This is a genomic window from Guptibacillus hwajinpoensis (assembly GCF_005144865.1).
Taxonomy (GTDB): Bacteria; Bacillota; Bacilli; order Bacillales; family Guptibacillaceae; genus Guptibacillus; species Guptibacillus hwajinpoensis_A.
The window spans coordinates 34378-47188 of the sequence record NZ_SWFM01000004.1 but is presented as its reverse complement, the minus strand read 5'-3'; the positions used below and the strand labels follow the sequence as shown (position 1 = coordinate 47188).

The window sequence follows — 12811 nt, the reverse complement described above, 5'->3', positions numbered from 1 at the left end:
AATGAAAGGCATTTTAGCTAAACGGGATTAGGTTGAATGAATTAGGGAACAAGAATAGGACGACATACTTATGAAAGAGGAATTACCTTTATGAACTTATCCAAAACATCTATTAATTTACGGAATAGCTTTTGGTTTCTTCCTGTTGTGTACGGATTAATTTCTCTCGTTGTTGTTGCCTTGAGTACATGGGCAGATCTCATGATTTTCTCACAACTTAACGGGCAATTACCTAAGCTATTGCTATCAACTGAAAAGGTTGCACAATCTTTATACGGACCGCTCGTAACCGCAATCCTAACGATGACGACGATCTCGTTCTCATCTATTATGGTTGTGCTAACAACCTATTCGTCTCAATTCTCCCCACGGGTTCTCCAAGATTTCATTTCAGATCGCTTTACACAGCATGTTCTTGGTATCTTCGTAGCGGGATTTGTTTTTGCTCTAGTTAATTTACTTCTTCTTACTGGGAAAGAAAGCCGTATTATTGTTTCGCCATTGTTAACTGTTATTCTTGCAATTACTTGTTTATTGTTCTTTGTTCTATTTATCCATCACTCTGCTGCATTTGTTCAAGTGAACAATCTAATCGAAAAAATTGCAAGAAAATCACTATCTCTTGTTGAAAATAAAAGCGAATTGCATGAAGGTGAGCCGTTCGAAAAGTGGGATAGCTGGGAGAAAAAAGAGTTAAATGAAGATGAAGGTTGGCCGATTTATAGCAAAAAAATGGGCTATATTCAGCTCATTCCATACAAAAAGTTGATTCAAGTTGCAACTCAAAGTGAAAGCGTCATTCGAATAGACGCGGATGTTGGGCGATACGTGAATCCTGGAACCAGATTAGCGACGGTTTGGACGGCTGATCCATCTTCTTTCTCTGAAAACAACATTATAAATTCAATTGCCATTGGAACAGAACGAATTAATGATCAGGATTTAGAATTTTCTATTCAAAAGCTTGTAGAAATCGCACTTAGAGCAATTTCGCCATCAGTTAATGATCCACATACTGCGATTAACTGTACAAATCGGATTGGAACCATTCTTTCGAGGATTGGAAATACTTATCATCCTAAAGAAGCTTTCTTTGATGATAAAAGGAATCTTCGTGTATTAACAGAACCAAAACCATTCTTTCAATATCTCTATAAATCTTTTTATCAAATTAGACATTACGGTCAGGATGACGTAGCTATGTTAAATGGGATATTGGATGCATTAATTCTAACTGCCGATGGGCAAAAAGAAGAGATCAAGCGGGATGTTCAAAAGTTTCATTCTTATGTAATGAATAGTATTGATCTTAATGAATTTCCTGACCTAGATCGTGAGTTATTACAACATACTTCCAATGAACTTAATAAGATATGTAAGCTATAAAATGATAAAGACTTCTGTTGATCGTAACAGAAGTCTTTACTTTTGTTTATAAGATTTCGCAACCGTGTCACGAGAAAGCTGGAATTCTTCTAGAACACTACTTTCTTGATTTCGAATGACAAATTCAAGAGGAAGTCCTGTATCAGGTTCGAGCCATATACTAAAAGTTGTTTTGTCAAAAAAACCTTCCGTTATTCTACCCTGAGCAAGGATAGCGTTATGATTTTTATAGTCGGCATTCATGTCACTTATTCTCCAGTTATCAAAATTAGTAAGGTAGGATTCAGTAAATGCTCTAACTTGCTCACGATCATTTTCACTATCGATTGACTCTAATGATTGTGAAATATTTGTATACAACTCTTCTTTTGATGGAGTCACTTGTTGTTTCATTTCTGCAGTTTTACTCTCATGAGATAGAATTCCCATTTCAATAGAGGCGAAAAGTCCAGTGCCACTTAACATGACTAGGAGTACAATATATGTAAGAAAAGCAGGAAATCTTTCTTGAATAACTTTTAAAAACCCTTGTTTGGTTGGGGCATTATTTTTGAGACTCGTTCGAACACGGTTCTTGTGACGGTGATCAAAGGTGACGGCTTTTGTATCGGTCATTCTAACACGAAGGTTTTTTAGCTTCTCATCCATTGTCACCCCTCCTTAATACATTTCTTTCAGAAGTATTCTTGCACGTCTAAGTCTTGTTTTAACTGAGTTTTCTTTAATTGATAGAAAGTCACTGATTTCTTGGACTTTCAAGTCTTCGAAATAATGCAGGAATATAACTTCTCGGTATTTAATTGGTAATTTAAGAATGTTTTTTGTTAGCTCTTGATTCTCTTCTAAACCAACTAATTGGAAATCAGGTGAAGAATCCTGGTGTTTAAATGTTGAAAGTAATGATTGTGCGAAAACGATATTTCGATGGGACCAGCTTTTAAGCACATCCTTGCATTTATTCGCAGTAATCGTTAGCACCCAGGATTTGAGTGATGCTTCATTATTGAAGCTATCGAGTTTTGTATAGCATATGATAAAAACTTCCTGGGCAATATCTTCTGCCTTCGCTTTATCTTTTAAATAACTATAAGCAAGCCAAACAACACTTTCTCCATATTCACCCATGATCGTTTCAAGGACCGCATCCTTATTCGTGAGGTCAATGTCTGTATGAGCTGTGAATTCTCTTTTCCCCAAGGCTGGCCCTCCCTCTTCAGCCCTTCAACACAAATGACGATGGTCATGCATGAAGGGTTTCATTTTGTGTGTATTTCCATAATTTGTAGGCATGCGTTTATTATAGAATAGAATGGATAAAACTGGGTGGATTTTCCTGAATTTAAATAAAAAAAGGAGTATCTTCTCTTCCTTGTGGTTAATTGTACCTAGAAAGGGGTGTGGTGAAGCCAGGAAAAAGACATAGGTTTGTGGAACGATAATGAGAAGCACAATACATATTAATAAAGGATGAACAAGATGACGAAATCAGCTTTAGCTCCTATCGCACCTAACGAACGAATACATTCCATTGATGCAATGCGAGGCCTCGCACTCCTTGGTATTTTCTTTGTTAATATGATTGATTTTCATTCACCATGGATGTATATCGATCAAATCGGTTATTGGGGGGACCATTGGAATCAACTTCTCATGAATGCAATCGATCTATTTGCACAAGCAAGCTTTTATCCTCTTTTCTCGTTTCTTTTTGGTTACGGGTTTCTTATTTTAAGAAATCGCCTCACTGCAAGAGGGGCGCCGTTTCGATCGGTTATGGTTAGAAGATTACTGTTTCTATTTACACTTGGTGTCATACATTTTACTTTTATCTGGCACGGTGACATTCTATTTACTTATAGCTTATGTGGATTTTTGCTCCTTTTCTTTGTTCGACTGAAAGGCAAGGCATTGATACAAATCGGCCTTGTACTCTGGCTTTTCTATGTGATTATTCTTTTTCTTCTCATGCTTCCGTTCAGTAACGCGGATTTAACAACGCATAACCCTTCTGCGATAGAACATTCTATTCTAGTATATGGATCTGGTAGTTACCTTGAAATTATGAGCCAGCGTCTCAGTGACTGGTACTATGTAAATGGTGGTCTAAACGGAGCCTTTCTATTGTTCTCGATCTTTCCTTATTTCTTATTTGGTGCAGGGTTTTCCAAAAAAGGGTGGTTCAATGGGGATGTCATTCATCTTCCGTTCGTAAAGAAATTGATGCTCCTTGGAGCACTTGGATTCGCTATTAAAATTAGTCCATTTCTGTTCGATTCCTATGCTTTTACACATCTCCAAGATAGTCTTGGTGGACCACTCGTATCTTTATTCTATCTATCATGCCTATCGTTACTGTATTACTCAGGCAGAAGAATAAAGCCTTTTGAATGGGTTGGTAAAATGGCTCTAACCAATTATCTCTTGCAATCAATTATTGGCACTTTGCTTTTCTACCATTATGGGTTTGGGTTGTATGGAAGCATCGAAATAAGTACAGGAGTTGCTCTAGTAATAGGCATCTTTATTTTACAAGTGATAGGGAGCAGAAGTTGGCTAAATTCATTTCAATACGGACCTGTTGAATGGATCTGGAGAATGGGAACGTATCAAAAGAGGTTCTCCATTAAAAGAAATAAGAAAGAAGGTATGTCTCATGAAAATCATTGAAAGAGCTATTGAACTAGCTGCTACCGCGCACGACAGACAATATCGAAAAAAATCGTCATTACCATATCTATCTCATCCCGTAACAGTTGGTTTCTACTTGCTAGAGTCAGGTTCCACAGAAGAAGTTGTAGCAGCTGGGATTCTGCATGATGTCATTGAAGATACGGCACTCACATTTGCTAACTTAAAAGATGAATTCGGAGAAGTCGTTGCAAACCTCGTTTTAGAGTGTTCTGAACCAGATAAAAGTCTTGAGTGGGAAGAGAGGAAACTTCATACAATAAAAAAACTAAGAACAGCATCGTTTTCAGTAAAACAAATTACTTGTGCAGATAAATTACATAATTTGAGAACCGTTCAAAGAGATTTCGCCCGTGAAGGATCAGCAGTATGGGATCGGTTTACTCGAGGGCGAGATAAACAACAGTGGTATTATGACTCTGTCTACTCAAGTCTCATTATGAACCTTTCATCAGAAGAAGCTTGTTATCCTTTATTTGAAAACTTGCAGGAAACGATTCTTGCAGTTTTTCATAAGTGAGTTCAGGAAAATTTTTAACAGAAATTCAACGATTATCTTTCTTACCGAAGGGTATTGGTAACTATACTCAAATAGTAGGAGGATTCATCATGGAAATAATATTATATGTGGCTGTAGCAGCTATCGCATTAGTGTTTGCTGTGTTAAGTGTGTTTCTAATTAAAGTTCTTAAGTCAACTGAAAAGACACTTTCAAACACAGCTGAAACAATTGACTCTCTTCAAGGACAAATTGATGGCTTAACAAAGGAAACAACAATGATTCTTCACAAAACTAATGTACTTGCTGATGATGTTCAAACGAAGGTTGGACAATTCTCACCAGTTTTTCAATCTGTAAAAGAAACGGGAGAATCACTTCAACATCTCAGTAACTCATTTTCCAAATTTGGACAATCTTTAGAAAAAGGTGTGGATGCTAAGCAGGGAAAGGCTGCCGAGGCGGCGAATTGGGGTAGTACTGCTCTAGCAATGTGGGAAAAGTATCGAATGAAGAAAAGGAACATACAATTGGCCAAGGAGGAAGGATAACAATGAAGAAATCAAACTCGTCTAATCATGATGTGAAGGTTGAACACGAGCCAGCTCCAGAAGGGTATTCATCATCAACAAGAGAGGTTATCACAATTGATAAATCCGCTCCAGAAAAGCCTGAGAAACATTTCAAGGCACCTGCCATCGCTGCTATCGCTGGTAGCGTTGTAGGCGCAGCAGCTGGTGTGCTACTTGCACCAAAAGCTGGGAAAGACCTTCGAAATGACATTAGTGGTGGCGTGACAAAAGCTAAAGACAAAAGTGTTGAAGTATCAGGTAATGTGAAAGACAAGTCGACAGCTTTTGCACAAACAGTGAAAACAAAGTCTAATGATTTAGTAAGTAAAGTGAAGAATAGGAAGGGCGATACGAGTTCGCCTGAAGAAGAAGCGGCAGCAACTGCTAGTGGTTATTCTGTAAAGCGAGCTGCTGAGCTTGATGAAACAGAAGTTCCAGCTTCAACCATTGTAGAGCGTGATGTAGAGAAAATCATCGTCGAAACTGAGGGAGCAGAGACGATGGATGACGTGATCAAGGCTGATGTTAAGCGCACGTTAGAAAAAGATCCTGATCATCCCGAAACACTTGATGAAGCAGCTGAACTAGAATTAAAACGTACAAAGCGTAAACGTTAAACGTTAGAAAGCCAACCGCCATATATGGCGGTTGGCTTTTTTTGAAAAGGTCAATTTCGTCTGCACGTCTAGGAGTGGTGAATCGAGTTTACTTTAGTAGCTTCTTTCACAACACTTCTTGCTTTTAATGCTTCCTGTTGATCTTGCTTGGCTTTGTTCTCGATTTGCTTGATGTCCTGCTTGGTTGGACCAATCATGGTAACCTAACGCCTCCTAATATTGTTCTACTAGACTGTTCCCCTTTGCCATAACTTAAAACGCAAATCTCCACAAAAGTTAGAAAATGGTAATAAAGTCGTTTATTTCTTAATAAAACGCTTTCATTTCTTAATAATGAACAATAGATGGGACGAAAATGTGCGGAATTTGTAATCTCATGACTAGTTTCGACGAAGTTATTTTCACAGCCCATTTTTTGATGCACAATAATGATAGGAAGTCGCATGATCTGAGACTATATCGCAAAAAAGGTGGGCATAAGGATGAAAAAGGTATTAATTGTGGACGACCAGTATGGGATTCGTGTTTTGTTGAGCGAGGTTTTTAAAAAGGAAGGTTATCAAACGCTTCAAGCTGCAAATGGAATGACTGCGATAGAGCTTGTAAGACAAGAATGTCCTGATTTAGTCCTACTCGATTTAAAAATGCCCGGTATGGATGGATTAGAAGTATTTAAAGCCTTGAAGAAATTCGATGAGAAAGTCCAGGTTATTTTCATGACGGCTTATGGAGAACTAAAACTTGTGCAAGAATTTATGAATTTAGGTGCGATTACTCATTTTGCTAAACCGTTTGATATTGAAGAAGTATGCCGAACTGTTAAACGTGTTATTCCTCTCGATGCGAAAGATTTGGTACGCTCAAAATAAGGTTTGAAGGACCTGATTTATAGTAGAAGCAGGTTTTCAAATGAATGTAGCCTCAATAAAAATTGATAATAAGGGTTAGAAAAAATAAGCTGTCTCTAGTCGACCGACTAGAGACAGCTTTTATTTTAAGTTCGTGTTTATTTACTTTTTCCGCGCTTGTTAATTGATTTGTTAGCTGGTTTTGGTGCATTCTTTCTTTTAAGTTCAAGCTCAAGCTTTTGGGTAATTTTCTCAAGATACTTTTCTTCTCCAGGGAGAAGGAGTGTCACAACTGAGCCTTCTTTTCCCATTCGCCCTGTACGACCGGAACGATGGAGGTAGGTTCTAGCGTCTTCTGACAAATCATAATGGAAGACGTGAGTAATGTTGTCAATATCTAGTCCTCTAGCAGCAAGGTCGGTTGTAAGAAGTAGCTGAATCTGGTCATTTCGAAAACGATTTAGTACGTTTTTGCGTTCTGTTTTGTTCGTTGAACTATCTAGCACATCGAATGAGATTTTCTTAGTAGCGAGTATATCTTTAAGACGTGAAAGATAATTGCTATTGTTAACGAATGCTAGTGCTTTCACACCTTCTTGACGTGCAAGCTTTCTTAGTAGTTCAGGTTTTTCTCGTCGGTTTGTAACGTAATAACTGTGATCGATCGCTTTCTTTTCTTCGTCTGTAGCCGCTATGCTTAAGACTTGCGGGTTATCAGAAAGTTTTTTCGCCTGAACGAGTACTTTATCGCTAATGGTAGCAGAAAAGAAAAGGAGCTGGCAGTCGCGAAGTGCAGACTGGCAAATGTATGAAACATCTTCAATTGTAGAAGGATGAAGAACCTGATCGGCTTCATCTGCAACAATTGTTCTCACTTCGTTCATTTTAAGTTTCTTCATATCGATTAATTCAGCGATACGATTTGGCGTTCCTACAATAAGTTGAGGATGCTTTTTAAGTTTTTCTAACTGGCGTTTCACTGCAGCACCACCAATGAGTGAGGCTGCTGTCATTCCGCTACCTTTTAAGAAACCTTGTGATACTTCAAATACTTGCATAGCAAGCTCCCGTGTAGGGGCAAGTACAATAGCTTGAGTCTTATTTTTTTCAGGATCCATTTTTTGGATAATTGGTAGAAGATAAGCAAGTGTTTTACCAGTTCCAGTTGGTGCTTCTACAAGTAGGTCTTCGCCATCCATGATTCTAGGAATGGCTTTCTCCTGAACCTGTGACAGTTCAGTAAATCCTGCAGCTTGCCAATTCTCTGAAAGAAATGGAATATGATCGAACATTTTCATATGTTTACTCCTTTATTATCATGTGCACTTTATTTTAACATAGATGCGGTTTTGTCATTCGTTCAGATGATAGGTCCTTCTGATGCTAGTGGTAAGAGTTCATGTTTCGCCCAATATGTAAAGGGAATAATAGATACAAAGGAGGTTAGCAACGTGAACGGATATTTACTTAGGAAGATGTCAGTATATACACTACTAGCAGGAATTGTTGTTGCTCTATATATCGGAATTACACTTGGCAATTACTTGCCAGATTATGCAACGATTGAAGAACCATATCCACTAAGGTGGATCTTTGCTATGGGTGCATTTGGAATTTCCGCAATCATATCATCTGTTTTTTATACGGGAAGTGTTCTTGCTAATATCATGGCTCAGAAGTAATTAGAGCATTCCCCTTTAAATTAACAAAGAGCGCATCGCTTGGATGCGCTCTTTCTTCGTTTTATATATAACGATCGTTAGTTATTAACAGTAACTCCTTCATTGCCGCGGTAAACATACCATAGAGATCTGTTGATCTCTCAAACAACGAAAGCCCTACCTCTCTTCCATCCTTACGGCTCCGAAGCCGCGCCAGTGCGAGTGAGGAGGATCAACAGCAATTGTAGTATGGCCATTAACTTGATACAAGCCCATTAGAATCATGCTGTTCATACCTTTCCAGTTATGAATTTTAGTTCTCCTTATTTTAAAGGAGCTAGTTGTTAATATCGGGTTTTTGTTACCCCAACTACACATTATACACGGTTCTCTATTATTGTCAACATGATTGTTATTTATTTCCTGAAAAGTATCCAATCAACCCTAACGCAATACCGAGAGCTGCGCCACCTCCAACTTCTACAGGCTGATGACCAAGCAATTCATTAAGCTCCACATCTCTCCTTGCATGAAATAGATCAGGATAGTGACCTGATAATAATTCAAAATCCTCGTCCAAATCATTCACAAGTCTGGCAATTTCCCCTGTATGTCTTCTGATGCCTTGAGCGTCATACATAACGATTACGCCAAATACGACAGCTAGTGCCGTTTCAACTGATTGTTTACCTGTTTTTAAAGCTGTATATGTCGCAAGTGCTGAGACTCCAGCGGAGTGGGAACTAGGCATACCACCTGTCTGAAAAAATGGTCTCCAGTCCCACTTTCCTTTTGTAACTTTATAGGTTGCAATCTTCAGTCCCTGTGCTAGTAAGATAGCGGAGAGCGCTGTACCAATACCTCGATTCATCACATTCACCTCATCGTTATTCTTACAATAATAGGTCATTATTATGAATGAGAAGAAAAAAATTCAAAAACCAGGGTTTTAATGAGTTTTAGGTAGCGCTAATGATATAGCCTGTTTTCATGTGGTCGCATGGGTTCATAATCGCATAAGTTGTTTGTTTACATATGATGGTAATAAAGAGCGAAGGAGGAAAATTTCAGGAGGTTACATGATATGGCAAGTAATTCAAAATATAAAATCACAAGAGATTTTATAGGTAAAGGCAAATCAAGACCGAAAGAAAAGAATGACGGGATTTCATTTATAGTGGCACATGACACTGGTAACCCGGGAGCAAATGCTTATGCGAACCGTGCGTATTTCGCTAGGAATGTTGTATCAGCGTCAGCGCATACCTTCATTGATGATTCGGTCATTCTTGAGATCATTCCGCTGACTGAAAAAGCGTGGCATGTTCGGTATGTGTCTACAATGGACAACATTCTATTCGATGGTGATGGGAATGATAAGGCAATTGGTGTTGAATTATGTTGGGGAGGGAAGATTTCGTTCTCAGAAGCGTATGACCGCTACGTCTGGTACCATGCTTATCTGTGTGACAAATTCAACCTTGACCCACAATCAGATATTGTTGCCCATTCTACTCTAGATCCATCGAGAAGATCTGATCCACAAAATGCGTTAAATCGTTATGGTCTAACGTGGGCAGACTTTATTGAAGACGTGATGGACGTATGGAAGACGTTTCAAACAACTAGTACCGATGAGAAAGTGAGATCCACGAAAAGCACACTAATTGTTACCTATGGTGATAGAGGTGTTGCCGTTGAGAAAATACAAGAGCTTCTCATTCGTGCTGGAATGGACCTTCGTGAATTCGGAGCAGACGGTGTATTTGGGAAAGAAACACTTGAAGCAGTTCAGAAATTCCAAAGATTGTCGGGATTAGTTGAAGATGGAATCGTTGGACCTAAAACGATTGCTGCGCTAAAACGTGTTAGAAAAGGGAAATTCGATACACCAACTCCCGTTCGTCCATATCCCGGTAGTTATGTGATGATTGGAGATAAAGGAAAAGACGTAGAGGCGATCCAACGTGCTGTCAATGTAAAGCCAGACGGAATCTTTGGACCAGTTACGAAGAGTGCAGTTAAAAGATATCAAGCAAAGAAGGGGCTTTCGGTTGATGGAATCGTTGGACCTGCAACGTGGAACATGCTCTTCTAAGTAGCGCATCGAAAGCAGATTGAAAATAGTGCCAACCCTTTACTTATTTCCTTGCAAGTGAAGTGTTGAGTTATATAAACGGCCATAATCTAGTTATTGATGGTGGTTACACGCTAGCATAACAAAAACCCGTGCACTGCACGGGTTTTTGTTATGCCTCAGGCACCTGTAATTCAGGAATCCATTGCTTCATATGTTGATTAATTTCTTTTAACAAAACAGGGTTAACTTCACTTAACGGATTGACGTGGTAGTTCTTATCGACAAATGTTGGAGTAAAAGAAGGGGAAGTAAGGATAATTGTTGAGTTCCCTCTAAACTGTTTCTTTACGATATTCACTTTCAAAATACCGCCAATATCTTTATAATCTTTTCGTTGACCTGAGAGGAAATTTCCGAGTGAATATGCGACAAGAACTTTGCGGTTATCTGTTGTTTCAATCCATTCCAGTGGTTGGAGGACATGGGGGTGATGCCCCAGAATAAGATCACCACCGGCTTCTGCTATAAATGATGATAGGGCTAGTTGATCATTGTTAGGATAACGCTCGTATTCATTGCCGAAGTGGATGCTAACAACAACAGCGTCCGCTATTTTTTTTGCTTTGAGAATTTCTTTCTTCATTAACTTTTTATCAATGTAGTTAACAAGATAGGGTTTACCTGAGGGAGGTCGTAGCCCGTTCGTTCCATAAGTGTAAGCAAGAAAGGCAATAGAAATTCCGTTCTGCTCAATCGTCCTTATCTTAGTACGATCTTTTTCTGAAGCATAGCTTCCTGTGTAAAGAATACCGAGTTTGTTCCAGTATTTAATGGCATTTTGTATCGCTTTTTCTCCGCGATCGAGCGTGTGGTTGTTTGCCATCGAAATGATATCGACGCCTGATGTCTTTAAGGCATCTCCAACTTCTGTAGGGCTATTAAAGGAAGGATAGGATGATAGACCGATAGCAGTTCCACCTATGACGGTTTCCTGATTTGCAAAGGTAATATCCGCATCTTGTAACTGTTTCTGAACTTTAGAGAGCATTGGGTTGAAGTTGTAGCCTCTTCCTTCAACAGCTTTCTCGTAGACACGATCATGAATCAGAATATCTCCAACAGCAGCAAGAGTGAGCGACGAATTTGAAAGAGATTGATTGCTTTTAGCTGGGGAAATGTCGTTTTGATATGTGGAAAGATCTAAAGGTGTTCTCTCGGCAGAAAGTTCATCTCCTCTTGATAGAAAGAAAGATAAGCCTGCTACAACTATAACAAGCAAAACAAACGATAATGTTATTTTTTTCATGCAGTTCTCCTGTATTTATTCATTGGTTATTAGTATGTACAAACAATATTCGACAAAATCAAGTAAACTCCTTTTAAGAAGGCTCTTTTCGTATACTTTGTTACTATTATGCGGTTGATTTGCACTCCAGGATGCTCAGTTTCTGATGGACACTAATGAAGTGGTAGGAGTGTCTGATATATTGGCCAATATATCAATTTATTGTCCAAAATCAATTTATATTGGCCAAAAACCAAATATATTAGCTAAAACTCAATTATATTGTCCAAACCTATAATTTACCCTAACTTCAAGCTATCATTTTTCTATTAAGCATCTGTTTGATATAGTTAATAAGGAAAAGAGGAGGAATCCAAATGAATAAGCCTAATATCCTTTTTATTGGTGCTGGTCGAATGGCAGAAGCTATTTTTGCCGGTCTTAAACAATCAACAACAATTGGTACAATTACGATTTCAAATCAATCAGATAAAGAACGATTGGAACAATTAAAACATACATATGAAGTTGAAACAGTTACCTGGCAGGAAGTTATTTCAGACCATGAGGTGATCATTCTTGCAATGCCTCCATCAGCTCATCCCGCAGTACTAAAAGAGCTTGCTGATAAAGTAGACAATCAGTTTATTATAACAGTTGCTGCGGGAATCGGCCCTTCCGTACTTGAAATAGCCCTTCCAGGCCGACCGACAGCTTGGATTATGCCTAATACGGCAGCTGATATTGGTGAATCCATGTCGCTATTTGCATGTGGGACGCATGTCTTAACGGAGCATAGAGAAGTGTTACAAACGATTCTTGATGCAATAGGTGAATCAACTGAGTTATCAGAGTCTCAAATACATGACTTAACTGCTGTAACGGGAAGTGCCCCTGCTTTTATTTATCACCTAGCAGAGTCACTTGAAGTAACGGCAAAATCATATGGACTTACGACAGAAGTGGCCAGGAAGCTTGTGGTACAGATGATTTATGGTTCAGCTTCAATGTTGAAAGATGGACGTGAAGCTGGTGAGCTACGCGATCAAGTGACAACGCCTGGTGGAGCAACTGCAGCAGGACTTGAGGTTCTAGAAAATGGGAACTTTAGTGATCTTCTTCACCAGGCTGTGCTCGCTGTTAATGCAAAAGCGGCAGAACAGGCAAAATAAAAA

Annotated in this window: 15 protein-coding genes and 1 pseudogene; 10 read left to right on the top strand and 6 right to left on the bottom strand. The window is 38.8% G+C overall.

Translation table 11 applies throughout. From position 1 onward, the window contains the following. The first annotated feature begins 90 nt into the window (after positions 1–90). Positions 91–1386 (top strand): DUF2254 domain-containing protein, encoded by a 1296-nt coding sequence (locus tag FBF83_RS14400; RefSeq protein ID WP_136947863.1) that lies wholly within the window; start codon positions 91–93, stop codon positions 1384–1386. Between the two features lie 36 nt (positions 1387–1422). On the opposite strand, the gene FBF83_RS14395 is transcribed toward FBF83_RS14400, so the two are convergent. Together FBF83_RS14395 and FBF83_RS14390 are read right to left on the bottom strand one after the other, a co-directional pair. Beyond that, positions 1423–2034 (bottom strand): hypothetical protein, encoded by a 612-nt coding sequence (locus FBF83_RS14395; RefSeq protein ID WP_136947862.1) that lies wholly within the window; start codon positions 2032–2034, stop codon positions 1423–1425. Between the two features lie 12 nt (positions 2035–2046). Further along, positions 2047–2583, bottom strand: a complete 537-nt coding sequence (locus FBF83_RS14390) for a sigma-70 family RNA polymerase sigma factor (RefSeq protein WP_240688107.1) — start codon at positions 2581–2583, stop codon at positions 2047–2049. Between the two features lie 279 nt (positions 2584–2862). Between FBF83_RS14390 and FBF83_RS14385 the strand changes: the two genes are divergently transcribed. The 4 genes from FBF83_RS14385 to FBF83_RS14370 all read left to right on the top strand — a co-directional run bounded on the left by FBF83_RS14385 (position 2863) and on the right by FBF83_RS14370 (position 5762). Continuing rightward, a complete protein-coding gene (locus FBF83_RS14385) occupies positions 2863–4053 on the top strand; it encodes a DUF418 domain-containing protein (protein WP_169525491.1) in 1191 nt (396 codons plus the stop codon). After that, entirely contained in the window at positions 4040–4594 is a 555-nt protein-coding gene (locus FBF83_RS14380) for an HD domain-containing protein (RefSeq protein WP_136947860.1), read from the top strand. The genes FBF83_RS14385 and FBF83_RS14380 overlap by 14 nt, the downstream gene beginning before the upstream one ends. An 89-nt stretch (positions 4595–4683) precedes the next feature. Then, positions 4684–5124: a DUF948 domain-containing protein gene (locus tag FBF83_RS14375; protein ID WP_136947859.1), complete on the top strand. Its 441-nt coding sequence runs from the start codon at positions 4684–4686 to the stop codon at positions 5122–5124. A gap of 2 nt (positions 5125–5126) precedes the next feature. After that, the gene (locus FBF83_RS14370) at positions 5127–5762 is read left to right on the top strand and encodes a YtxH domain-containing protein (protein ID WP_136947858.1); all 636 of its coding nucleotides are present in this window, start codon (positions 5127–5129) and stop codon (positions 5760–5762) included. 68 nt (positions 5763–5830) lie between these two features. On the opposite strand, the gene FBF83_RS21295 is transcribed toward FBF83_RS14370, so the two are convergent. Further along, the gene (locus FBF83_RS21295; RefSeq protein WP_255436133.1) at positions 5831–5959 is read right to left on the bottom strand and encodes a hypothetical protein; all 129 of its coding nucleotides are present in this window, start codon (positions 5957–5959) and stop codon (positions 5831–5833) included. Between the two features lie 285 nt (positions 5960–6244). Here FBF83_RS21295 and FBF83_RS14365 point away from each other — a divergent pair, with 285 nt between their 5' ends. Further along, on the top strand, positions 6245–6631 hold the full coding sequence (locus FBF83_RS14365) for a response regulator (protein ID WP_240688106.1): 387 nt from the start codon (positions 6245–6247) through the stop codon (positions 6629–6631). Positions 6632–6768: 137 nt separating this feature from the next. Here FBF83_RS14365 and FBF83_RS14360 read toward each other — a convergent pair whose 3' ends face one another. Further along, positions 6769–7908 carry a DEAD/DEAH box helicase gene (locus FBF83_RS14360; protein ID WP_136947857.1) on the bottom strand — a complete coding sequence of 380 codons (1140 nt, stop codon included), beginning with the start codon at positions 7906–7908 and terminating at the stop codon, positions 6769–6771. 153 nt (positions 7909–8061) lie between these two features. Between FBF83_RS14360 and FBF83_RS14355 the strand changes: the two genes are divergently transcribed. Beyond that, entirely contained in the window at positions 8062–8292 is a 231-nt protein-coding gene (locus tag FBF83_RS14355) for a hypothetical protein (RefSeq protein ID WP_136947856.1), read from the top strand. 391 nt (positions 8293–8683) lie between these two features. Here FBF83_RS14355 and FBF83_RS14350 read toward each other — a convergent pair whose 3' ends face one another. Then, positions 8684–9151: a divergent PAP2 family protein gene (locus FBF83_RS14350; protein WP_136947855.1), complete on the bottom strand. Its 468-nt coding sequence runs from the start codon at positions 9149–9151 to the stop codon at positions 8684–8686. 204 nt (positions 9152–9355) lie between these two features. On the opposite strand from FBF83_RS14350, the pseudogene FBF83_RS21200 reads away from it, so the two are divergent. Further along, positions 9356–9892, top strand: a pseudogene (locus tag FBF83_RS21200) (N-acetylmuramoyl-L-alanine amidase family protein); the annotation flags it as partial. Further along, entirely contained in the window at positions 9869–10369 is a 501-nt protein-coding gene (locus FBF83_RS21195; protein WP_255436180.1) for a peptidoglycan-binding domain-containing protein, read from the top strand. The pseudogene FBF83_RS21200 and the gene FBF83_RS21195, both read left to right, overlap by 24 nt. A 151-nt stretch (positions 10370–10520) precedes the next feature. On the opposite strand, the gene FBF83_RS14340 is transcribed toward FBF83_RS21195, so the two are convergent. Continuing rightward, positions 10521–11657 (bottom strand): CapA family protein, encoded by a 1137-nt coding sequence (locus FBF83_RS14340; RefSeq protein ID WP_136947853.1) that lies wholly within the window; start codon positions 11655–11657, stop codon positions 10521–10523. A gap of 356 nt (positions 11658–12013) precedes the next feature. Here FBF83_RS14340 and proC point away from each other — a divergent pair, with 356 nt between their 5' ends. Further along, positions 12014–12808, top strand: coding sequence for a pyrroline-5-carboxylate reductase (gene proC / locus FBF83_RS14335; protein ID WP_136947852.1), 795 nt, complete (start codon positions 12014–12016; stop codon positions 12806–12808). The last annotated feature ends 3 nt before the right edge of the window (positions 12809–12811 follow it).